Origin of the sequence: Flavobacterium lacus (assembly GCF_003268815.1) — a bacterium.
In the GTDB taxonomy this organism is placed as follows: domain Bacteria; phylum Bacteroidota; class Bacteroidia; order Flavobacteriales; family Flavobacteriaceae; genus Flavobacterium; species Flavobacterium lacus.
Map to the genome: position 1 here is coordinate 160,529 of NZ_QLSV01000006.1, position 23,675 is coordinate 184,203.

General features: G+C 34.9%; 16 protein-coding genes and 1 pseudogene. 12 read left to right on the top strand and 5 right to left on the bottom strand.

Translation table 11 applies throughout. From position 1 onward, the window contains the following. The first annotated feature begins 16 nt into the window (after positions 1 to 16). From B0I10_RS07925 to B0I10_RS07965, 9 genes and pseudogenes are all read left to right on the top strand, one after another. A complete protein-coding gene (locus B0I10_RS07925) occupies positions 17 to 1,174 on the top strand; it encodes a cytochrome c oxidase subunit II (protein ID WP_112085969.1) in 1,158 nt (385 codons plus the stop codon). Between the two features lie 36 nt (positions 1,175 to 1,210). After that, on the top strand, positions 1,211 to 3,013 hold the full coding sequence (locus B0I10_RS07930; RefSeq protein ID WP_112085970.1) for a cytochrome c oxidase subunit I: 1,803 nt from the start codon (positions 1,211 to 1,213) through the stop codon (positions 3,011 to 3,013). 109 nt (positions 3,014 to 3,122) lie between these two features. After that, a complete protein-coding gene (ruvB, locus tag B0I10_RS07935; protein ID WP_112085971.1) occupies positions 3,123 to 4,148 on the top strand; it encodes a Holliday junction branch migration DNA helicase RuvB in 1,026 nt (341 codons plus the stop codon). Between the two features lie 21 nt (positions 4,149 to 4,169). Then, on the top strand, positions 4,170 to 5,501 hold the full coding sequence (locus B0I10_RS07940) for a cytochrome P450 (protein ID WP_112085972.1): 1,332 nt from the start codon (positions 4,170 to 4,172) through the stop codon (positions 5,499 to 5,501). Continuing rightward, the gene (queG, locus tag B0I10_RS07945; protein WP_181456918.1) at positions 5,501 to 6,421 is read left to right on the top strand and encodes a tRNA epoxyqueuosine(34) reductase QueG; all 921 of its coding nucleotides are present in this window, start codon (positions 5,501 to 5,503) and stop codon (positions 6,419 to 6,421) included. The genes B0I10_RS07940 and queG overlap by 1 nt, the downstream gene beginning before the upstream one ends. A gap of 142 nt (positions 6,422 to 6,563) precedes the next feature. Continuing rightward, positions 6,564 to 6,959 carry a hypothetical protein gene (locus tag B0I10_RS07950; protein ID WP_112085974.1) on the top strand — a complete coding sequence of 132 codons (396 nt, stop codon included), beginning with the start codon at positions 6,564 to 6,566 and terminating at the stop codon, positions 6,957 to 6,959. 11 nt (positions 6,960 to 6,970) lie between these two features. Next, positions 6,971 to 7,393 carry a hypothetical protein gene (locus B0I10_RS07955; protein ID WP_181456919.1) on the top strand — a complete coding sequence of 141 codons (423 nt, stop codon included), beginning with the start codon at positions 6,971 to 6,973 and terminating at the stop codon, positions 7,391 to 7,393. Positions 7,394 to 7,513: 120 nt separating this feature from the next. Next, positions 7,514 to 7,960 (top strand): hypothetical protein, encoded by a 447-nt coding sequence (locus B0I10_RS07960; RefSeq protein WP_112085976.1) that lies wholly within the window; start codon positions 7,514 to 7,516, stop codon positions 7,958 to 7,960. A gap of 19 nt (positions 7,961 to 7,979) precedes the next feature. Continuing rightward, positions 7,980 to 8,126 (top strand): annotated as a pseudogene (locus B0I10_RS07965) (tRNA epoxyqueuosine(34) reductase QueG); the annotation flags it as partial. Positions 8,127 to 8,305: 179 nt separating this feature from the next. Here B0I10_RS07965 and B0I10_RS07970 read toward each other — a convergent pair. The 5 genes from B0I10_RS07970 to B0I10_RS07995 form a co-directional block, all read right to left on the bottom strand. Beyond that, positions 8,306 to 8,713, bottom strand: coding sequence for a hypothetical protein (locus tag B0I10_RS07970; RefSeq protein ID WP_181456920.1), 408 nt, complete (start codon positions 8,711 to 8,713; stop codon positions 8,306 to 8,308). Between the two features lie 16 nt (positions 8,714 to 8,729). Next, on the bottom strand, positions 8,730 to 9,122 hold the full coding sequence (locus tag B0I10_RS07975) for a GreA/GreB family elongation factor (RefSeq protein ID WP_112085978.1): 393 nt from the start codon (positions 9,120 to 9,122) through the stop codon (positions 8,730 to 8,732). Positions 9,123 to 9,140: 18 nt separating this feature from the next. Beyond that, positions 9,141 to 10,421 carry a Glu/Leu/Phe/Val family dehydrogenase gene (locus B0I10_RS07980; RefSeq protein ID WP_112085979.1) on the bottom strand — a complete coding sequence of 427 codons (1,281 nt, stop codon included), beginning with the start codon at positions 10,419 to 10,421 and terminating at the stop codon, positions 9,141 to 9,143. A gap of 374 nt (positions 10,422 to 10,795) precedes the next feature. Beyond that, positions 10,796 to 12,121 carry a sigma-54-dependent transcriptional regulator gene (locus B0I10_RS07990; protein ID WP_112085981.1) on the bottom strand — a complete coding sequence of 442 codons (1,326 nt, stop codon included), beginning with the start codon at positions 12,119 to 12,121 and terminating at the stop codon, positions 10,796 to 10,798. Positions 12,122 to 12,126: 5 nt separating this feature from the next. After that, positions 12,127 to 13,218 carry a sensor histidine kinase gene (locus tag B0I10_RS07995; protein ID WP_112085982.1) on the bottom strand — a complete coding sequence of 364 codons (1,092 nt, stop codon included), beginning with the start codon at positions 13,216 to 13,218 and terminating at the stop codon, positions 12,127 to 12,129. A 203-nt stretch (positions 13,219 to 13,421) separates the two neighbouring features. Here B0I10_RS07995 and B0I10_RS08000 point away from each other — a divergent pair, with 203 nt between their 5' ends. From B0I10_RS08000 to sov, 3 genes are all read left to right on the top strand, one after another. After that, complete coding sequence (locus B0I10_RS08000) at positions 13,422 to 15,719, top strand: NADP-dependent malic enzyme (RefSeq protein ID WP_112085983.1); 2,298 nt, start codon at positions 13,422 to 13,424, stop codon at positions 15,717 to 15,719. Positions 15,720 to 15,799: 80 nt separating this feature from the next. Further along, positions 15,800 to 16,381 (top strand): Holliday junction branch migration protein RuvA, encoded by a 582-nt coding sequence (gene ruvA, locus B0I10_RS08005; RefSeq protein ID WP_112085984.1) that lies wholly within the window; start codon positions 15,800 to 15,802, stop codon positions 16,379 to 16,381. A gap of 63 nt (positions 16,382 to 16,444) precedes the next feature. Then, a complete protein-coding gene (sov, locus tag B0I10_RS08010) occupies positions 16,445 to 23,614 on the top strand; it encodes a T9SS outer membrane translocon Sov/SprA (RefSeq protein WP_112085985.1) in 7,170 nt (2,389 codons plus the stop codon). Positions 23,615 to 23,675: the final 61 nt, after the last annotated feature.

Here is a 23,675-nt window from a genome sequence, read left to right on the forward strand (position 1 = left end):
TTAAAGATTTAGACAGATGACAAGTTTGTTAGTACTAGTTGTTTTAGTTTTAGTATCAGTAGCTATATGGCAATTGACCAAGATATTTGATTTAACTCAAGTAGGAGGTGACGCTGATAATTCTCAAGTAGCTAATGACAATGATAATAATGTAAATGGTTACTTGATGTTTGCCTTTTTGGTATTCATTTATATTACAACAATTGTTTGTGTAGTTAAATATGGTCATTTTCCATTAATGAGTAATTCAGCTTCAGAACATGGTGTAGAAGTAGATCGTTTGATGTGGATTTCGATGATTTTAATTTTCTTCGTTCAAACAATTACCCAAGCATTATTGCATTTCTTCGCCTACAAATACAGAGGTAAAAAAGGAAATAAAGCATTGTATTTTGCTGATAATAACAAATTAGAGATGATTTGGAGTATTATTCCTGCCATTACATTAGCCGGCTTAATCCTTTACGGATTGTATGCATGGACAAATATTATGTTTGTTGATGAAGAGGCAGAAAATCCTATGGTTGTAGAAGTATATGCTTATCAATTTGGGTGGAAAATACGTTACGCGGGAGAAGACAACGTGCTAGGCAAAGCCAATGTTCGGTATATTGAAGGAATCAATGATATGGGTGTTGATCTTGCAGATCCAAATGCGCAAGATGATATTCAAGCGAGTGAATTGCATTTACCTAAAGGAGTTAAAGTTGTTTTTAAAATACGTTCACAAGATGTTCTACACTCGGCGTATATGCCACACTTTAGAGCCCAAATGAATTGTGTTCCTGGTATGGTTACTCAATTTGCTTTTACACCCACTATCACAACGCTCGATATGAGAGAAACACCTGAAATGCAGGAAAAAGTGGCTAATATCAATAAAATTAGAGCAGATAAAAGCAAACAATTAGTGGCTGATGGTAAAGAAGCTTTAGACCCTTACACTTTTGATTTTCTTTTATTGTGTAATAAAATATGTGGGAAATCACATTACAACATGCAAATGAAAATTGTGGTTGAAAGTAAAGAGGATTTCAAGAAATGGTTGAGTGAAAAGACAACAATAGCACAAACAATTAAATCTCAGGAGAAAAAAGCTGAGGAAGGTGAAGTGGAAACAGACTCTACCAAAGTGGTTGTTGATTCTACTTTAGTTGCTCAAAAATTAAAATAAAAAAAATTAGCTAATAAAAAATTATAATTTAAGATTATGTCAGCACACGATCACGCAAACGAACACGATCACGGACAAGAGCACGATCACCACCACAAAGATACTTTTATTACAAAGTATATTTTTAGTATAGATCATAAAATGATAGCTAAGCAATACCTCATCACTGGACTGATTATGGGTATTATCGGAGTGGGAATGTCTCTTTTGTTCAGAATGCAATTAGCATGGCCAGAAGAATCTTTTAAGATTTTTAATGTATTGCTTGGAGATAATTATGCTCCTAATGGGGTAATGCGTAATGACATCTACTTGGCTCTGGTTACCATACACGGAACCATAATGGTGTTTTTTGTACTAACAGCCGGTTTAAGTGGAACGTTTAGTAACTTATTAATTCCATTACAAATTGGAGCACGCGATATGGCATCAGGATTTATGAATATGATATCATACTGGTTATTCTTTTTATCTAGTGTGATCATGTTAAGCTCTCTTTTTGTAGAATCGGGGCCTGCTTCTGCTGGTTGGACTATCTATCCTCCACTAAGTGCACTACCACAGGCAATTCCGGGTTCAGGAACGGGTATGACCCTCTGGTTGATTTCTATGGCTATATTTATTGCCTCCTCGTTAATGGGGTCTTTAAATTATGTTGTGACTGTAATCAACCTCAGAACTAAAGGTATGTCCATGACAAGGTTGCCTCTAACTATTTGGGCTTTCTTTGTTACCGCAATTATTGGTATCGTATCTTTCCCAGTACTTTTGTCGGCAGCGTTATTATTGATTTTTGACCGAAGTTTTGGTACATCATTCTTCTTGTCGGATATTTTCATAGCTGGTGAGGTCTTACATTACCAAGGCGGTTCACCTGTTTTATTTGAACACTTATTTTGGTTTTTAGGTCACCCTGAAGTATACATTGTACTGTTACCGGCATTAGGTATTACTTCCGAGATTATTGCTACCAATTCACGTAAACCAATTTTTGGCTACCGTGCGATGATTGCTTCGATTATAGCAATTGCATTTTTATCAACAATTGTATGGGGTCACCATATGTTTGTATCAGGAATGAACCCATTTTTAGGATCAGTTTTTACCTTTACTACTTTGTTGATTGCAATACCTTCTGCAGTAAAAGCGTTTAATTACATTACCACTTTATGGAAAGGTAATTTACAACTTAACCCAGGTATGCTTTTTTCAATAGGTTTAGTCTCTACTTTTATTACGGGGGGGTTAACTGGAATTATTTTAGGAGATAGTACATTGGATATCAATGTACATGATACTTATTTTGTGGTGGCACACTTCCATCTTGTTATGGGTATATCTGCATTATATGGTCTATTTGCAGGTATTTATCACTGGTTCCCAAGAATGTTCGGCAGAATGTTAAATAAAAATTTAGGTTACGTTCACTTTTGGGTAACCGCAGTTTGTGCATATGGAGTTTTCTTCCCGATGCACTTTATCGGAATGGCCGGATTGCCAAGACGTTACTACACGAACACTGCTTTCCCATTATTTGACGATTTACAAAATGTTAACGTTATTATTACCGTTTTTGCTTTAGTTGGAGGAGCTTTCCAGCTGGTATTTATTTGGAATTTCTTCTACAGTATGTTCTACGGAAAAAAGGCAGAAATGAATCCTTGGAGATCAAATACATTAGAATGGACTGCACCGGTAGAACACATTCACGGAAACTGGCCAGGTGCTCTTCCAGAAGTTCACAGATGGCCTTATGATTACAGTAAGCCCGGTCATGAAGAAGATTTCGTGCCGCAAACTGTTCCAATGGGCTCTGACGAAGAACAATTGCATCACTAATACATTATTAATTCATATTTAAAAGAGTCCTTTCATTTTTTTGAAAGGGCTTTTTTATTTGCTTAATCAAATAGGCAAATCACAGTTAACAATTATTATCTTTGCTGTTATGAATGAATATTTAGACCCAACCAACAAAGGTTTTAACCCCGAAGAACTCGACCTTGAAAAAAAGTTGAGGCCACTTTCATTTAATGATTTTGCCGGTCAAGACCAAGTTTTAGAGAACTTAAAAGTATTCGTAGAAGCCGCTAATCAACGTGAAGAAGCTCTTGATCACACACTTTTTTTCGGTCCTCCCGGATTAGGAAAAACGACATTAGCCAATATTTTAGCCAATGAATTGGGTGTTGGTATCAAAATCACTTCCGGTCCAGTGTTAGATAAACCTGGTGATTTAGCGGGATTACTGACTAATTTGGAAGATAGAGATGTTCTTTTTATTGACGAAATTCACCGTCTTAGTCCAATTGTAGAAGAATACTTGTATTCCGCAATGGAGGATTTCAAAATTGATATTATGATTGAATCCGGACCAAATGCCAGAACGGTTCAGATTAATTTAAATCCGTTTACTTTAGTTGGTGCAACCACACGGTCTGGCTTACTAACCGCACCAATGCGGGCTAGGTTCGGAATTCAAAGTCGGTTGCAATATTATAATACAGAATTACTAACCACTATTGTTCAACGCAGTTCTTCAATTCTTAAAGTGCCAATTTCCATGGAAGCTGCAATTGAAATTGCCGGAAGAAGTCGCGGAACACCGCGTATTGCAAATGCTTTATTGCGAAGAGTGCGTGACTTTGCACAAATTAAAGGAAATGGAAAAATTGACATCGAAATTGCCAGATATGCTCTAAAAGCCTTAAATGTTGATGCACATGGTTTAGATGAAATGGACAATAAAATTCTAATCACAATCATAGACAAATTCAAAGGGGGTCCGGTCGGTTTATCAACTTTGGCCACAGCCGTTTCAGAGAGTGGCGAAACCATCGAAGAGGTCTATGAACCATTCCTAATTCAAGAAGGCTTCATCATGCGAACACCTAGAGGAAGGGAAGTAACTGAAAAAGCATACAAACATCTGGGAAAGGTTAGAACCAATATCCAAGGTGGATTGTTCGAATAACGAAAAGCAATATAAAGTACTATGAGTTTACCGAGTTCAATCCCTGAAGTTTCTTTTTTTAAGTTCCTTAATCATGCGAATAATATTTTAAAAAATCCATTACCTTTTCATGCCAAAAATTTTAAAAATTTAGGCGATATTTTTCGTCTAAATATTGGTTTCGGAAAATCTGTTTTATTTTGCAGAGACGCAGGATTATTGCAACATGCACTGCAAAAAAACCAAAAAAATTACACTAAATCCTACATTCAGACAAAAGATTTAGCAAAATATGTTGGAAAAGGTTTGTTAACAGCAGAAGGCGAACATTGGCAAAAACAACGTAAATTAATTCAACCCGCTTTCCATAAAAGTCAGCTTGTTTTGTTATTAGATACTATTCAATATACGATCTTAGAGGAATTAAGAAATATCAAAACGGGAAGTCCAATGGATGTTTTCCCGGTTTTCAATGATTTGGCCTTTCAAACTGTTGTAAAATCTATTTTTAATATTGAGATTCCTGATGCTGATATTGCTTCGCTACAACATACTACCGAAGCAACACAACAAATGTTAGTGCAAGAACTGAGACAACCTTTTCTGGTTTGGTGGTTTAATTTATCAGGAAAGACAAAAAAGCATTTAGATTTAACTCAAAATTCCAGAACCATTCTGAGACGGTTAGTTGAAGAACGAAAGCTAAGTAACACAAAGCATGATGATTTGTTGGATATGCTTTTAAGTGCAAAATATGAAAATGGAACAAGCATGGAAGAAAATCAACTGGTAGATGAAATTTTAATTTTATTTGCAGCCGGTCATGAAACCACTTCCAATGCATTAACTTTTACCGCGGAATTATTAGCGAGACATCCTGAAGCTCAAGCCAAAATTTCAGATGAGATTCGCCAAATTAAAAGTGTGTCAGACGACATCATGCATTGGATAAAAAATGCAACCTACACTAGGCTAGTTATCGAGGAGTCCATGCGATTGTATCCGCCAGCCTATTTTATTGACCGAGTAAATATTGAAGAAGAAAACTTTAATGGAATGATTCTACCAAAAGGTTCCAATTTATTATTTTCTGTGTATGAAATTCATCGCCATCCCGATTTTTGGAAAGATCCGGAAGCATTTATTCCCGAACGTTTTTTAGAGGAAAACATTAAATTTTCTAAAAATTATTTCCCTTTTGGGGCTGGACCACGAATGTGTATTGGGAATAATTTTGCGATGTATGAAATGATATTAGCGATAATAGCTTTGGTAGAACAGTTTGAAATTATTGAAAAGAAAGACCCCATTCAAATAAAACCATTAATCACGTTGAAACCGCACAATGCCATTTTAGAATTTAAAAAACGGTGATGAATGCAAAAGAAAAACATAGTGTAGGCATAAAATCTGAAGCCAAACGCCTCGGTTTTCTCTCCTGCGGAATCTCCAAAGCTGGTTTCCTCGAAGAAGAAGCACCAAGATTAGAAAACTGGCTGAACAACAACATGAACGGTCAAATGAGTTATATGGAAAACCATTTTGACAAACGATTAAACCCTACGTTGTTGGTAGATGGAGCCAAAAGTGTCATTTCGTTATTGCTGAATTATTATCCTTCCGAATTTCAAAACGAAGAAAGTTATAAAATCTCAAAATATGCCTACGGACAAGATTATCATTTTGTCATAAAAGAAAAACTCAAAGAACTTTTACATTTCATCCAAACCGAAATTGGTGAAGTTTCCGGACGTGCTTTTGTCGATTCAGCTCCGGTGTTAGACAAAGCTTGGGCAGCCAAAAGCGGTTTAGGTTGGATGGGGAAAAACACTAATCTCATTACCCAAAAAGTGGGTTCTTTCTATTTTATTGCTGAACTAATTGTAGATTTAGAATTAGAATACGATGCTCCAACTACTGACCATTGTGGTTCGTGTACAGCCTGCATTGATGCTTGTCCAACCGAAGCCATTGTGGCTCCGTACGTGGTAGATGGTAGTAAATGCATTTCCTATTTTACCATCGAATTAAAAGAAAACATTCCCGCAGAAATGAAAGGCAAATTGGATGATTGGGTTTTTGGTTGCGATGTGTGCCAAGATGTTTGCCCATGGAACCGTTTTTCAAAACCGCATAGCGAACCGCTTTTTCAAGCCAATCCCGAATTACTTTCTTTTACCAAAAAAGATTGGGAAGAAATCACCGAAGATGTTTTTAAAAAAGTATTTAAAAATTCAGCTGTTAAAAGAACGAAGTTGGAAGGGGTGAAGAGGAATGCGGAGTTTTTGAAGTAAGTTTTTCATATTATTAAACAATTTTTACTTTTTAAGTAAATTTACTATATTTATTAAAGAATTTTAAAGTTGAGTAATTTGATTAAATGAATAAAACTTTTGTTCTAGTAATAATATTTACAGTAAGATACTAAAAGGATATATGAAGTCAATATACTATAAAAGCATATTCTTAATTTTTAATTTGTGTATTATATCTTGTGATTTTTTCGATCATCGATATAAATATGAGTTAATAAATAATTCCGCAATAGACATATATGTACACACGGTAGAATCAAAAAATGGACTTATTATAAATAATAAGTATTTCTATGGAGGAGGAGCCTTAATACAAAATAAAAATGATGATTTTCCAGAATGGCTTTTTCGGAAAGAAGAAATGAGAAACAATAGGATTGCACATTATAGTGATGAGGGTGAATTGTACACTGTTGTTGACCATATAATGCCACCTTATAGAATTTATAAAAAAGCTAATTCAAATATTTTGTATTTAGTTAAAAATAATGACACATTAAAATTCAAAGCTTACTAAATTTAATACTTATGAGGAGAAAAATTAGTATGATTTTAATTTTATTGTTTTCTACATCTTTTTTTATTAATTGTAATAGAAAAAAGTATGATGAACATAATTTGTATTATTTGAACTTCAAAGACAGTCTGACCATAAATGTTGAAAAAATATCTAATCACAGTAAAGCTCTAGTTTTAAATGATTCCTTAGTATTGTATAATTTTAGTGAGTTGATTTATGAAAGTCATCAACCAAAATGGTTATTCAACAATACAAAAAAAGTTAAAATTTTAGATGACTATGTTTATTGTCCTGAAATATCTGAAATTGAACCACCATATAAGTTATCGAAATCTGAAAAAACAAATGTATTCCAAGTTGTAAAAAACAAAGACACGCTTTTATTCTATTTTGAAACTTTTGATAAGGTTGATTTTATGTTTTTTTATTAATATAATTTTTAATCATTAAACATTTAAAATGAATAATTTGGAAGGGTTGAGAAGAAATATTGATTTTTTAAAAGATATTATTCTTTAAATCAGCTTTTGCCAACAATATCTAAAAAAATCATGAAACCACTTATTATAGTTTTTAGTTTACTATTTTTTAGTTGTGAAAAGAAAAGCTCTATAGATTCTAATGAATCGATAGAAGTATACTATATGCGACCTTATGTCAGTACTTATTTTAGCTATCCTTGTGGTATGATTAGCAAAGCGGCACTAAAAGATGAAATACATTTTAAAGAATTTAAAGATTCAGCTACTATTAACAAATTCATAAAAATTTACAACAACTATGAGATTGATCCTAATCCAGATGATAGATTAGATGCTAGAATTAGAGTAATTATAAATACAAAAGAAATAAAAGACACAATTTGCTTAGGTGAAAACTTTTATACTTTCATTAATGGGATAAAATATAAAGACAATAAAGAGATGTTAGATTTTATAAAAAAAATAATTGATTATGAAAATACACCTCGTCCTACATTTCCAAAATCAAATGATTAGCTCGAGTTTATATACTTCTTTTCAAGCCAATCCCGAATTACTTTCTTTTACTAAAAAAGATTGGGAAGAAATCACCGAAGATGTTTTTAAAAAAGTGTTTAAAAATTCAGCGGTGAAACGAACGAAATTGGAAGGGTTGAGGAGGAATGTGGAGTTTTTGAAGTAAATTAATCATCAAATTCATTTATCGACTTACCAATTTTTTTAAATCAATATAATCCAAAAAAAAACACCGGCAAAAACCGGTGTTGAAAAAGCAATTGTAACAAACGAAAACGTTCTACGCATAACAGATGGAAAGCAAGAAAGTATTCCAATTGCATTTTTGTTGAAAAAAATAAGAAACTAAAAACTATTTTCGTTTTTGCTAAGACTGTTTATCTTTAAAAAAATAGTCTTCTTGAGTTTTCTGTATTGGGACAAAAAGGATTCAATGTGTATTTTGAAATCCACAAAATCATTAAAGTAGAACGTTTCACACTGAATATCATCGCATTCATTCATCCCTTCTAATTTGATGGAAAAATTGTTTAAACGCGACAAAAAAACCGCATTTTCCAATTGTTTAACGTTGAGTTTTAGCATTAACTTATTAGAAATTAATTCCGGATTAGTTTTGTTTTCAGGAATTTCAAAGAAGTTTTTCAAAAAAATAATTTCTTCCTCAATTCCTTCCAATTCTTCCCGCCAAAGTTTGATGTCACGATCAAGAAATTGATGTTGAATAGTATCTTGACTGTAAAATTTCTTCAATAAATTCATATGTCAATTATAATGGTTGTTCTACTTTTGTTATTCTAATGGTGTTTAATCCCGAAGGAAACTCCCATTCCACTTCATCGTTTTCCGCATAGCCAAAAAGAGCAAGTCCCATTGGAGCCATAACAGATAATTTATTCTGCGTTAAATCACTCTTTTCGGGTGTAACTAAATGAAATTTCTTTTCGCCGCCAAAATCGGTTTTTATCGTGACCACAGAATTAAGTCGAATCACATCCAAAGGCATCTTAGACGAATCTAAAACCTTTGCGTTTTTGATTTCTTCCATCAATTTTTCAAATGATAATCGGTATGTTTTATCTTTTCCATTATGAATAGTTGAAAAAAGAGTTTTTAAAACTTCGAGTTCTTTTCTGTCAACTACTACTTTTTCGTACTTCATGATTTTTTTGATTATTATTTATGGAAAAATACCTCGTTGAATGTAGGCTGTTTCAATTCGTTTGATGGCTAAAATATATGCTGCTGTTCGATGGTCAATTTGATCTTCGTTCACCAAACTTTCTACTTTTTTGAAAACTTCGGTTAATTTCTTTTCAATTTTTACCATTACTTCGTCTAATGGCCAAAGTTCACCGTTTCTGTTTTGAAGCCATTCAAAATAACTTCCAATTACACCTCCCGAATTACAAAGAATATCCGGAATAATCGTTACACCATTTGCTAATAAAATTCGTTCACCTTCATTATTCGTTGGTCCGTTTGCTCCTTCGGCAATTACTTTCGACTTAATTTTTTCTGCATTTTTTTCGGTAATTTGATTACCTAAGGCTGCCGGAATAATGAAATCACATTCCAATCCGAAAAAGTCTTCCGGTTCCATTTCTGCTGCTCCTTCAAAACCTTTTACTGAACCTTTTCTTGGTTTGCTATGTTCGTATAAATTGGGAACTGAAATTCCATTTTCATTAATCAAAGTGGCATGAGCATCTTGAACAGCGATTAAAATTGCACCGTCTTCACTCAAGAATTTCGATGCCCAATAACCTACATTTCCAAAACCTTGCACGATGAATTTCTTGCCTTTTAAAGTTTCTTTTCGCCCTTCAAAAAGCAATCGTAAAGTAATGTAAACGCCAAAACCGGTTGCTCTGTCACGTCCCTCTAATCCGCCAGAGCCAACTGGTTTTCCCGTAACTACGTGTTTATTATTTGATCGTTCCGATGGCGATTTTGTCGACATAAATGTATCGGCAATCCAAGCCATTGTTTGCTCATTTGTGTTAACATCCGGTGCAGGAATATCATATTCTGGTCCGATATTTTCGCCTAAAGCAAACGTAAATCGGCGAGTGATTCGCTCTAATTCTCCTAAAGAATAATTTCTCGGATCAATTTGGATGCCACCTTTTGCCCCGCCATAAGGTAATCCGGCCAACGACGTTTTCCAGGTCATCCACATCGCTAAAGCTTTGGCATCATCCACATCCACAGTTGGGTGATAACGCAATCCACCTTTGTATGGACCTAATGCGTTGTTGTGTTGCACACGGTAACCGGTGAAAATTTCGATGGAACCATCATCCATTTTTACCGGAAAATGAATAATGATTTCATTGTTTGTAATTGATAAGATTTTTCGAATGTTTGGATTTAAATTCATTGAATCAGCGGTTTTATTAAACTGCTCGATTACATTGTCCAACATTGTTTTCTGTTTTTTTTCTGTTAAAATTTCCATTATCTGTTTGTTTAAATATATTCTTCACACTCAACTTTCTTGTTTTGCATCCAAACACAATTGCTGTTGTTCAAACAATTGCTGCAGATACCAACCACTATTATTTTATTTTCAAAATGAGATGAAACAGTGACTTTTTTTTCATAGTTCATTTCTGTCAATAGCATGTCCTTCCTTTTTTCAAAGGATTGGGTTTTTAGAATCTCCATAATAATTATAAACTTGTTTTCGAACCTAGACTATACAAGGTGTGTGCCAAAAGAAATTGACAGCAAAAATGTTGCTGTAAATCAATTGATTGGCGAAAATATTTAAAAGAGAGGTTGGTTTTTTACCGAGGAGTAAAGTATCGACCGGTTCATTTTTACCCGATTTTATTGAAGTTTTTGACGGAGTGTTTTCCGATCAATTTGAAGAATTTCTGCCGCTTTGGTTTTGTTGTTGTTTACAGCCGATAACACTTTTAAAATGTGTGCTTTTTCAATTTCGTGAAGTGGTTTCAAATGAGCACTTTCTGAGGGTTGTTTGTATTTTAATTGTTTCGGAATTAAGTCAACATCAATTTCGTGATCACACAGCACAATTAATCGTTGCATAATATTTTCTAATTCCCGAACGTTTCCTGGCCAATCGTGACGGGTTAGAAGGTCTATTGCTTTTGGAGTAATGGTAATGTTCGATTTTCCATATTCTTTTTCATATTTCTTTATAAAGGTATTGATTAAAGGGAGTAAATCCGATTTTCGATTTCGTAAAGGTGTCGATTCAATACTCACCACATTCAATCGATAATATAGATCTTCTCTGAAAGTTCCGTTTTTAATCATATTCTGTAAGTTGCTGTTGGTAGCAGAAATAATTCTAATTTCAATTTTTTCTGCTAGTTGAGAACCAATCCTTGTGATTTCTTTTTCTTGTAATACCCTCAATAATCTACTTTGGACGGTTAATGAGGCATTTCCAATTTCATCCAAAAATATAGTTCCGCCCGTGGCCGCGTGAAACAAACCTTTTGTCGTTTCATTTGCACCGGTGAAAGCTCCTTTTACATAACCAAATAATTCCGATTCCAGTAAAGTTTCGGGTATTCCACCACAATTTACAGTTATAAATGGTTGTGAGGCAAAACGACCATTGTAGTGAATCGCCCTTGCAATCAGTTCTTTTCCGGTTCCGCTTTCTCCTTCGATTAAAACGGTTACACGATTGTCTTTTACACGTTCAATTACATCAATTAGTTTAAAATGTTCTTCAGAATCACCTACAATTCCGCTATAAAATGGTTCTTTTAGAACTTTTTTCTCAATGGTTTGATTCGTATTTTGAACAGCATTCTTCAAACACATTTGAATGGCTTTTTTCAATTCTTCGCTGGTAAAAGGTTTAGTTAAATAGTCCAACGCCCCTGATTTTACTGCATTTATCGCCGTATCTACCGACGGAAAACCAGTAATAACCAATTTTGGTATGGAAGGAAAATGTTCCGAAGCATATTTAATTAACTCAATCCCATTAATTTCAGGCATTTGCAAGTCGGTAATCAGCAAATCAATTGAAGTAGATTTTAAAACCTCAATCGCCTCATGAACTGATGAAGCTTTGTAGGCATGAAAATTAAATGATTTCAAATTGCGTTGAAGCAGTTCTAACATATCATAATTATCATCCACAATTAGAATATTTTCTTTTTTAAGTTTCATGCTAATTATTTTAGAGGTAATTTAATGCTGAAAATAGTTCCTTTCGGTTTATTGTCCAATGCTTCAATAGTTCCTTGGTGACTTTTAATGATGCCATGCACTACGCTTAATCCTAATCCGGTTCCTTCACCAATAGGTTTTGTGGTGAAAAATGGTTCAAAGATTTTATGTTTAATTTCATCGTCAATCCCTTTTCCGTTGTCTTTAATTTCTATGACAAAATGATTTTTAGTTGAAAAAACATTTACGTGAATCTCACTTTTTGGAGGTGAGACGTAAATGGCATTTAAAAGAATATTAAACAACACTTGAGTGAGTTGAATGTTGTCAATTTGTGCTTTAATGTCATCATCCGTGCAGCTATATTTATAAGTGATGTCACCTTTTTTAAAATTCGGACCTAGTAATGTTAAGGCTTGCATGATAATGGGTTTTACTGCAAAAACACTTTTATTTTGAGGCATTTCACAAGAAAAAAACATAAGATTTTTAACTATTTCACGAGAATAAATGGCTGCATTTATAATTTTTGAAATATCGCGGTCAATTTGATCATTGCTGTTTTGTTGCTTAATCAATTCAGCAAATCCTAAAATATTTCCAAGTGGTGTATTCAATTCATGGGCGATTCCGGCAGTAATTTCGCCTAAAATCGATAGCCGATCCACCCTTTCTGCACTTCTTTTGAGATGAGCTTCTTTCAGTTGGTTTTCCTTTTTTTCTAAGTAGAAACCAACTTCATAACATACTTTTTTTAATAATTTTTTTTCATCATCCAAAAAATCATTTTCAGTAAAAATAGCTGCTGGATAGTGAATTTTTATTTCGCCAACAATAGTGTTTTCAATAAGCAAATTATCTTTCACGAAAATAGTCTGTTCAATATTTTCATTTGTAGAAAAACACAACTCTTTAAATGAAATTTCTGCTATTGCCTGTTCAGAAAAACGCCATGCCTCTTTCAGTCTAAACGCAATTGCAACAAATACTTCTTCATTAAGTAACTCCTGTTGATTAAGAATGTTGGTCACTTCATAGAGACAACTCAGTTCTTTAATCCGTTCGGTTAATTTTTCTTGTGTTGAAAATTGATTCATCTTAGTATGATTTTATGGCATTATTAATCGGGTAAAAATTACTCACTTCAAAGGTATTCAAAAATTAGGATAGCTTATTAATTATCGAAGTTTAAAATAGTTTTCTAACTTGATAATTTTGATTTAAGAGGAATTGAAATTTATTTTTTTTATTATCCTTAACTCGCTTACCTTTGTGAGTCAATCATAGAAGAACCAAATTCATGCACAAAGACAGTAAACGAAGAGAAGCCCTTTTATACCACGCCAAACCAACTCCCGGAAAAATTCAAGTGGTTCCAACCAAAAAATATGCAACACAACGTGATTTGTCGTTGGCCTATTCACCCGGTGTGGCCGAACCTTGTTTGGAAATTGCCAAAGATGTCAACAACGTTTATAAATACACCGCCAAAGGAAACTTGGTAGCCGTAATCACCAACGGAACGGCTGTTTTAGGCTTAGGCGATATTGGTCCGGAAGCTTCAAAACCCGTGATGGAAGGAAAGGCATTACTCTTTAAAATTTTTGCAGACATCGACGTGTTTGATATTGAAGTGGGCACCAAAGACATTGATGCTTTTATCGAAACCGTAAAAAATATTGCTCCCACTTTTGGGGGGATAAATTTAGAGGATATCAAAGCTCCCGAATCATTTGAAATCGAACGCCGTTTGGTGCAAGAGTTAAATATTCCGGTAATGCACGATGATCAGCATGGAACGGCAATTATTTCTTCAGCAGCCTTATTAAATGCATTAGAATTGGCCGGAAAAAATATAGCGAAAATTAAAGTGGTAGTTTCAGGTGCGGGTTCTGCAGCATTAGCTTGTGCTAATTTGTATCTTTTACTTGGCTTAAAAGCCGAAAATATAATTATGTTTGATCGTGATGGTGTTTTGCACGCGGAACGAACAGACTTATCTCCTTTACAACAAAAGTATACTTCCGGAAAAAAAGGAACCGATTTGCAAACAGCTTTGATCAATGCTGATGTCTTTCTGGGTTTATCTGCCGGAAATATCCTCACATCCGAAATGCTTTTAGGAATGGCCAATGACCCAATCGTTTTTGCCATGGCAAATCCGATTCCTGAAATTGATTATAATGTTGCGATAAATACCCGAAAAGACATCATTATGGCAACTGGTCGTTCAGATCATCCTAACCAAGTGAATAACGTGCTTGGTTTTCCGTATATTTTTAGAGGAGCGTTGGATGTCAGAGCGACAAAAATAAATGAAGCGATGAAAATGGCCGCTGTTCGTGCCTTAGCATTATTAGCAAAAATGCCTGTACCTGAGCAAGTGAATATCGCTTACGGCGAAACCAAATTGAATTTTGGTCGCGATTATATTATTCCAAAACCATTCGACCCACGCTTGATAACCATTGTTGCTCCGGCAGTTGCAAAAGCCGCGATGGAGTCCGGTGTGGCCCAAAATCCTATTTTAGATTGGGATAAATATGAAGAAGAATTGGCTGAACGATTAGGCTCTGATAACAAGATGGTTCGACTTTTGGCTAATCGTGCTAAAACCGAACCAAAACGAATCATTTTTGCCGAAGCTGACCATTTAGATGTTTTGAAAGCTGCTCAAATTGTGATGGAAGAAGGAATTGGTAAGCCGATTTTACTCGGAAATAAAGAAATTATTTTAGAACTAAAAGAAGAAATCGGTTTTGATGTTGAAGTGCCCATTTTAGACCCTAAAACAAAAGAATGTGACGATAAGCGAATGCAATATGCCACTACTTTTTGGGAAAGCAGAAAACGAAGAGGAATTTCGTTACTAGATGCTCAAAAATGGATGAGAGAACGCAATTATTTTGCCGCAATGATGGTCAACGAAGGTGAAGCAGATGCTTTAGTAACGGGCTATTCCAGAAGTTATCCGGCTGTCGTTAAGCCAATTATGGAGTTAATTGATAAAGCTCCCGGTGTCAGTCGAATTGCCACAACAAATATGATGATGACCAATCGCGGACCCATATTTTTCTCGGATACTGCCATTAATGTTGATCCAACTGCTGATGATTTAGCAAAAATTGCTTTGATGACAGCCAAAACAGTGAGAATGTTCGGAATGCAGCCTGTTGTAGCCATGGTTTCCTATTCAAATTTTGGTTCATCAAGTAATGAAAGTGCCGTGAAAGTGCGTCAGGCCGTGGCTTATCTTCATAAATATTATCCTGATTTAATTGTTGACGGCGAAATTCAAGCCGATTTTGCATTAAATCCTGAAATGTTAAAAGATAAATTTCCATTTTCAAAATTAGCCGGAAAAAAGGTAAATACGCTAATTTTTCCCAATTTAGAAGCTGCCAATATAAATTATAAAATGCTGAAAGAATTATATAAAGTTGATTCAATTGGTCCAATTATGCTGGGACTAGACAAGCCTGTTCACATTTTTCAATTGGGAGCCAGTGTAGAAGAAATGGTTAACATGGCAGCCGTTGCGGTAGTAGATGCTCAGGAAAAAGAAAAGCGTTATAAGTCCATTAAAGTGAGTTTTTAACTAAATTTTAGGATATTAATCGTTTTGTTGATTAATAATTAAAGATTTTTGTTACATTTGAAAACTAACTTTTAGTTTACATGATTGCTCACATACAAGGTCGTTTGGTGGAAAAAACACCTACCGATGTAGTCATTGACTGCAACGGGGTGGGGTATCAACTGCATATTTCATTGCATACTTTTTCACTTATTCCAGATTCAGATACTATTAAATTATTTACGTATCTTCAGATTAAAGAAGATGCACATACCTTGTTTGGTTTTGTCGAAAAATCAGAAAGAGAGATTTTCAAACTCTTACTTTCCGTTTCCGGAATTGGAGCTAGTATTGCCAGAACAATGCTTTCGTCAATGGAACCAAAGCAAATACTGCAAGCCTTAGCCAATGGCGATGTCCATACCATTCAATCCATCAAAGGAATTGGAGCAAAAACAGCACAACGGGCTATCTTAGATTTAAAAGAAAAAGTGTTAAAGGTGTATGATTTAGATGAAGTTTCGATGTCTTTAAACAATACAAATAAAGATGAAGCGTTATCTGCCTTGGAGGTTTTAGGTTTTAACAAAAAATTGGCAGAAAGAGTGGTAGAAAAAATTGTGAAAGAGAATCCTGATGCCACCATTGAAACAATAATTAAACAAGCATTAAAAAATTTATAATTCTTGAAAACTACGTATAATTTTAATTTTTTTGTGTCATTGAAAGCATGCTTTTTTTGGCCCATGTTTTTTATAAGTTTTGCCGCATTTTCTCAAGTTGATGAGAATGAAACCCCAACAGATTCGGTTGGTTATAATACAGGAAAAGTAGTATTAAGCAATCCGCCAAGTATTGTTTCGGCATATACGTATGACCCCGTAACCGACCGCTATATTTACAATAGTAAAATTGGAGAATTCAACATCAACTATCCGGTTATTCTCACCCCTAAAGAATATGAAGAGTTAGTGCTTCGCGAGTCGATGCGTAATTATTTTAAACAAAAATTAGATGCAATCGATGGGAAAAAAGAAGGGGCAGAAGATGGGAAAAAAGATTTATTGCCACGCTACTATGTAAATTCTGGTTTTTTTGAAACAATTTTCGGAAGTAACACGATCGATGTTCAGCCGAGAGGGTCTGTTGAAATGGATCTAGGGGTTCGCTACACAAAACAAGATAATCCCTCCTTTTCGCCAAGGAATAGAACAACAACTACCTTTGATTTTGATCAACGGATAAATATGAGTTTAACCGGTAAAGTGGGAACGAGGTTAAATGTGAATGCTAATTATGATACACAATCTACGTTTGCTTTTCAAAACCTTATAAAGCTAGAATACACCCCGGATGAGGATGCAATTTTGCAAAAAATAGAAGTAGGTAACGTTAGTATGCCTTTAAATAATACGCTCATTCGCGGAGCTCAAAGTTTATTTGGGGTAAAAGCTCAGTTTCAATTTGGACGAACAACAATTACCGGAGTTTTTTCTGAACAAAAGTCACAAACACGTTCAGTAACTGCTGAAGGAGGAGGAACAGTCCAAGATTTTCAAATGTTTGCTTTGGAGTATGATTCAGACAGACACTTTTTTCTTTCTCAATATTTCAGAAACAGATATGATGGCTCGTTAAGGCAATATCCAATGATTGATAGTCGTGTACAAATTACACGGATTGAAGTTTGGATAACCAATCGTCAAAATAGAATAAACACTTCACAAGAAGGAAATAATTTAAGAAATATAATTGCTCTTCAGGATTTAGGTGAGGCACAATTACCGGGATTATCTGATGCAGAAGTTGTTGGAATTAGTCCAATACCGGGAGGCTTTTTTAACGTTATTGCCAATACACCATCAAAAAACTCGAATAACGATTTTGACCCGGCTTTGATTCAAAACGGAAATGGTTTGCTGCGTCCTCAAATTAGAGAAATTGTGACCTCCAATGAAGGTTTTAATTACAATGCCGTTGAAGGGTTAGATTATTCTAAATTGGAGAACGCTAGAAAGTTAACCACGAATGAATTCACATACCATCCGCAATTAGGATATATTTCGCTTCAACAAAAATTAGCAAACGATGAAGTTATTGCCGTGGCTTATCAATATACAATAGGAGATGATGTTTATCAAGTGGGTGAGTTTGGTAACGATGGGGTTGAATCAACTGTAGTAGACCCCGGGACAAATATTCCTGTCACACAATGTTTGATTCTGAAAATGTTGAAAAGTAATTTAACAAATGTTGAAAAACCAATATGGAATTTAATGATGAAAAACATCTACCAAATTCCGGGTGCTTTTCAGTTAGATCAGGAAGATTTCAGGTTCAATATTTTATATTCTGATCCGTCACCTTTAAATTATATCACATTAACTAATCCACTTCCATCTCCTGAGGATGAAGTTTCTGAAACACCATTGCTACGAGTTTTTAACGTGGACCGTTTAAATTACACCAACGACCCGCAGCAAGGGGGAGATGGATTTTTTGATTTTATCCCAGGATTGACAGTTGATAGTCAAAATGGACGATTGATTTTCACAACCGTTGAACCTTTCGGGAAGCATTTATTTGATAAATTGAAATCGACTTCGGGAGAGGATTACAACAATACGGTTACAGGGTATAATGCCAATCAAAACAAATACGTTTACCGAAAAATGTATCGAAGTACACAAGCCGATGCACTTCAAGAAAGCGAAAAAAATAAATTTTTGCTTCGTGGGCGTTATAAGTCATCAGGCGGAGACGGAATTCCCATTGGTGCATTCAATGTGCCAAGAGGGTCAGTGGTTGTTACAGCGGGAGGGCGAACATTAGCGGAAGGGATTGATTATACAGTAAATTATCAGTTGGGGAGGGTTCGGATTTTAGACCCTTCTTTACAAGCATCCGGAACACCAATTAATATTTCTGTTGAAAATAACTCTGTTTTCGGTCAGCAAACCAGGCGTTTTATGGGCGTTAATGTGGATCATAAATTTTCAGATAAATTTCAAGTTGGGGCTACCTATTTGAGGATGACTGAAAGGCCTTTTACACAGAAATCAAGTTTTGGACAAGAATCTGTCAACAATTCGATTTTTGGATTCAATGGAAATTATTCAGCAGAACTTCCTTTTTTAACCCGATTAGTAAATAAATTACCAAATATAGATACGGATGTTCCTTCCAATATCTCCGTTCGTGGAGAAGTTGCCTTCTTAAAGCCGGGCACGCCAAAAGCAGATAATTTTGATGGTGAATCTACCCTATATGTCGATGATTTTGAAGGTTCTCAAACCACTATTGACATGAAGTCAGCTTTGGCTTGGAGTCTCTCTAGTGTGCCTTTGAATAATAATGAAAGTACCTACAATTTTGGGGAGACTCTTACAGGAAGAAATACCGGTTTTAAGCGAGCAAAATTAGCTTGGTATACCGTTGATCCAATTTTCTACACCAGTCAGAGACCTACTGGCATTTCCGATGATGAAATGGCTTTAAACAAGACCAGAAGAATTTTTATCAATGAAATTTTTCCGGTAACCGATATTGCTCAAGGACAACAAACGGTTATTAATACATTGGATTTAACTTATTTCCCCACAGAAAGAGGACCTTACAATTACAATCCTGAAACTACCACCGCTAACACATTACCAAATCCTGAAACTAATTTTGGGGGTATAATGCGGGCGATAAATTCAACTAACTTTGAACAAGGAAATGTTGAGTACATTCAGTTTTGGATGCTGGACCCCTATTTTGGAACGGATGAGTTTAACCCAGCTAACACTGGTGAAATTTATTTAAACTTAGGAGAAATTTCAGAAGATGTGCTGAAAGACGGAAGAAAACAATATGAAAATGGTTTGCCAGGAGTTGGTTCAACACAGCCTACTATTCCAACATTCTGGGGAAAAGTTCCGGCTTCGCAATCGCTTATCTATGCATTTGATACGGAAAATGGTAATAGGGCTCTTCAAGATGTTGGTCTAGATGGTGTTAATGATGCCGAAGAAGCACAATTAGAGGGGCTAGCTCCTCAGTTTTTAACTTTTGAAGATCCTGCTGCGGATAATTATCAGTTTTATTTAAATGCTTCCGGTAATGTGATTGAACGCTATAAAAACTATAATGGTTTAGAGCGAAACTCTCCTGTTGACGTTGCCGATAATAACCGAGGAAATTCGACATTACCCGATGCAGAAGACATAAACAGAGATAATACCATGAATACCATCAATGCGTATTTTGAGTATAAAATTGATGTTTCACCAAATATGAGTGTTGGTCAAAATTATATAACAGATATTGTTCCTGTAGCAGCAACTCCACCGGGAAATAGTGGTCCCGGTTTACCTGAGGCAAGATGGCTTCAATTTAAAATTCCGGTTTCTCAATTTCAAAATAAAATAGGAAGCATATCAGATTTTCGTTCAATACGTTTTATGAGAATGTTTATGACCGGATTTACAGAAGAGATTACGGTTCGTTTTGGCGTTTTAGAATTAGTTCGTGGAGAGTGGAGAAGGTACTTAGGAACGTTAGATCCAAATGAAACAGTAGAACAAGATGAAGACGATAATACAGCTTTTGATGTACAATCGGTCAATATTCAAGAAAATAGTAACAGAACCCCAATTCGCTATGTAATGCCTCCGGGAGTACAAAGAGAACAGTTGTTTAACAATAATACTGTTATCAATCAAAATGAGCAATCACTGTCGCTTCGAGTAGCTAAAAAGAACACTAGTCTGCCCGGTGGTTTAGAGCCGCAAGATTCGAGAGCAGTTTTTAAAAATTTAGAGGTTGATATGCGTCAGTTTGAAAAGCTGAAAATGTTTATTCATGCTGAAGCTATCGAAAACAACGTTGATGCCGATCGATTATTGGATGATGAAATGGTGGCTTTTATCCGTTTTGGAAATGACTTTATTTCGAATTTTTATCAAGTTGAAATTCCTTTGAAAGTCACACCCCATGGTTCCACAGTGCCAGAGGAAGTTTGGCCTCAAGCCAATGAAATTGATTTGAATTTAGCCTTGTTAACTCAACTTAAAATTTTAGCGATAAATGGTGCAAACCCAAATCCTGATGAAATTTATTTTCAAGATGAAGATCAATTAGATGCCTCAGCAGCTTCAAAACCAAATAAACTTCGTTTGGGTATAAAAGGTAATCCCAACTTTGGCTTAGTTAGAACCCTAATGATTGGTTTAAGAAATACCAAAACAGGTCAAGTTGAGCTTGAAAGTATTCGGGGTGAAGTTTGGTTTAATGAATTACGTGTAGCCGGGTTAAAAAACAAAGGTGGATATGCTGCCGTTTTAAATGTAGATGCAAATGCAGCTGATTTTGCGACCGTATCGGCAACCGGAAGAATGAGCACAATTGGGTTTGGTGCATTAGAGCAAGGGGTAAATGAACGAAGCCGAGAAGATATGCAACAATATGACATTGTAACAAACATCAATGTAGGTCAATTATTTCCAAAAAAATGGGGAATAACCTTACCATTTAATTATGCTATTGGAGAGCAAACTATCACTCCGGAATATGATCCTTTCAATCAGGATATTAGACTCGAGCAATTGTTAGAAATAACTACTGATGGTGCTGAACGGGAAAATATAGAAAAACGAGCAATTGATTATACCAAACGAACAAGTATAAATTTTATTGGGGTTCGAAAAGAACGCGGACCTGAACAAAAAGCCCGTATTTATGATGTGGAGAATCTAACTTTTTCCCATTCGTTTAACGAAATTGAAAAACATAATTATGAAATAGAGGATTTTGTTGATCAACAAACCAGAACAGCAGTTGATTTTGCACATACCTTTCAGAACAAACCAATAGAGCCTCTAAAAAGTAATAAATTTTTGAAAAAGTCGCAATACTGGAAATTATTGAGTGATTTCAATTTTAATTATTTACCCTCTAATATCAACTTTAGTACAAATATAATCAGACAGTTCAACCGACAACAATTCAGACAGGTTGAAGTGGAAGGAATTCCATTATCTGCCTTGTATAGAAGAAATTATTTATTCAACTATCAATATGGGTTTAATTTTAACCTTACAAAGTCATTAAAATTAAACTACACAGTTAGTAGAGCCAATATTGTTAGAAATTATTTTGATGAAGAGGGGTTTCCGGAAGAAGAGAACAGAATTTTTGATGATTATTGGAGTGTTGGTACTCCCGATCAGCATAATCAACAATTTGTGTTGAATTATGATATTCCCATAAATAAAATCCCTTTTTTAAGTTTTTTAAAGTCTAATTATTCTTTTACTGGAACTTATAGCTGGATGCGTTCCTCTGATGCCTTGTCTACATTTGAAACAGAGGATGGATTTGTGTTTAATTTAGGAAATACTATACAAAATTCAGGTTCGCACCGTTTGAATGCAACGATGAATATGGATATGTTTTATAAATATGTTGGTTTAACAAAAACTAAAAAGAAATCTGCCCCATCTAAACCTGCTGCTCCAAAACCCGGAGAAAAAATCGTAAGTACAAGACAGCCGCAACAATCCGAAGGAAATGTGTTTTTGGATGGTTTAATAGGTGTTCTAACTAGCGTGAAAAACATTCAAGTTAATTATACACAGAACGAAGGTACAGTTTTGCCGGGCTATACTCAGTCACTCGGTTTTTTTGGTTCATCAAAACCAACCACAGGATTTATATTCGGCCTTCAAGACGATGTGCGATACGAAGCCGCCCGACGTGGGTGGTTAACCATTTACCCCGAATTTAACCAAAACTTCACACAAGTCGTTACTAAGCAATTGAACGCAACTGCCAAGGTTGATTTATTTCCAGACCTAACAATAGATCTTACTGCTGATAGAAATTATATGGAAAATTTTTCTGAGCAATATGATGTAGAAAATGGAATATATACTTCAAGATCACCATATACTACCGGTAACTTTTCAATTTCAACTGTTTTGATTAAAACAGCTTTTCAAAAAAGTGATGAAAGTAATTCTGCCGCATTCCAAGAATTTAGAGATAATCGCTTGGAGATAGCTAATCGTTTAGCAGAACAATATTATGTTGGTGATATTCCAAGAGTGACAGATGCTTCAAACCCAAATTTTGGTTTTCCTGTTGGCTTTGGAAGAAGTAGTCAGGCGGTTTTAATTCCTTCTTTTTTGGCGGCTTATTCCGGTAAAGAATCAGGGGGTGTTTCTTTAAGTGCGTTAAGAGATATACCGCTTCCAAACTGGACAGTTAAATACAGTGGATTGATGCGTTACAAATTCTTTAAAGACAGATTCAAACGTTTTTCGTTACAGCACAGTTACAAAGCAGCCTATACAATCAATTCGTTCCGGTCAAATTTTGAATATGAACAAAATCCTAATCAATTAGACCAAGGAGGTAATTTTTACAATAAAACGCTTGTCCAAAATGTGAACCTGGTAGAACAATTTAACCCATTGATTCGGGTTGATTTTGAAATGCAAAATTCTTTTAAATTTTTAGCCGAAATGAAAAAAGACAGAGCATTATCCATGAGTTTTGATAATAATCTTCTAACTGAAATTCAAGGGTTGGAATATATTGTTGGGCTTGGCTTCCGATTTAAAGATGTTACCTTTACTTCCGCTCTGGCAGACAATCCGCAAGGCGTAATTAAAAGTGATATTAACATTAGGACCGATTTTTCTTTTAGAGATAACAAAACTATCGTTCGTTATTTAGATTATGATAACAACCAATTGTCTGGGGGACAAAATATTTGGTCTGCAAAATTAACTGCTGATTATGCATTTAGCAAAAATCTTACAGCAATATTCTTTTACGACCACACTTTTTCTAAAGCAGTAATTTCCACGGCATTTCCTTTGACTAATATTAGAGCAGGATTTACATTGCGATATAATTTTGGTAATTAACATAAAAATTAATAAAAAAATAGTTTAAAATAGTAACATAAAAATTACATTTGTACAAACA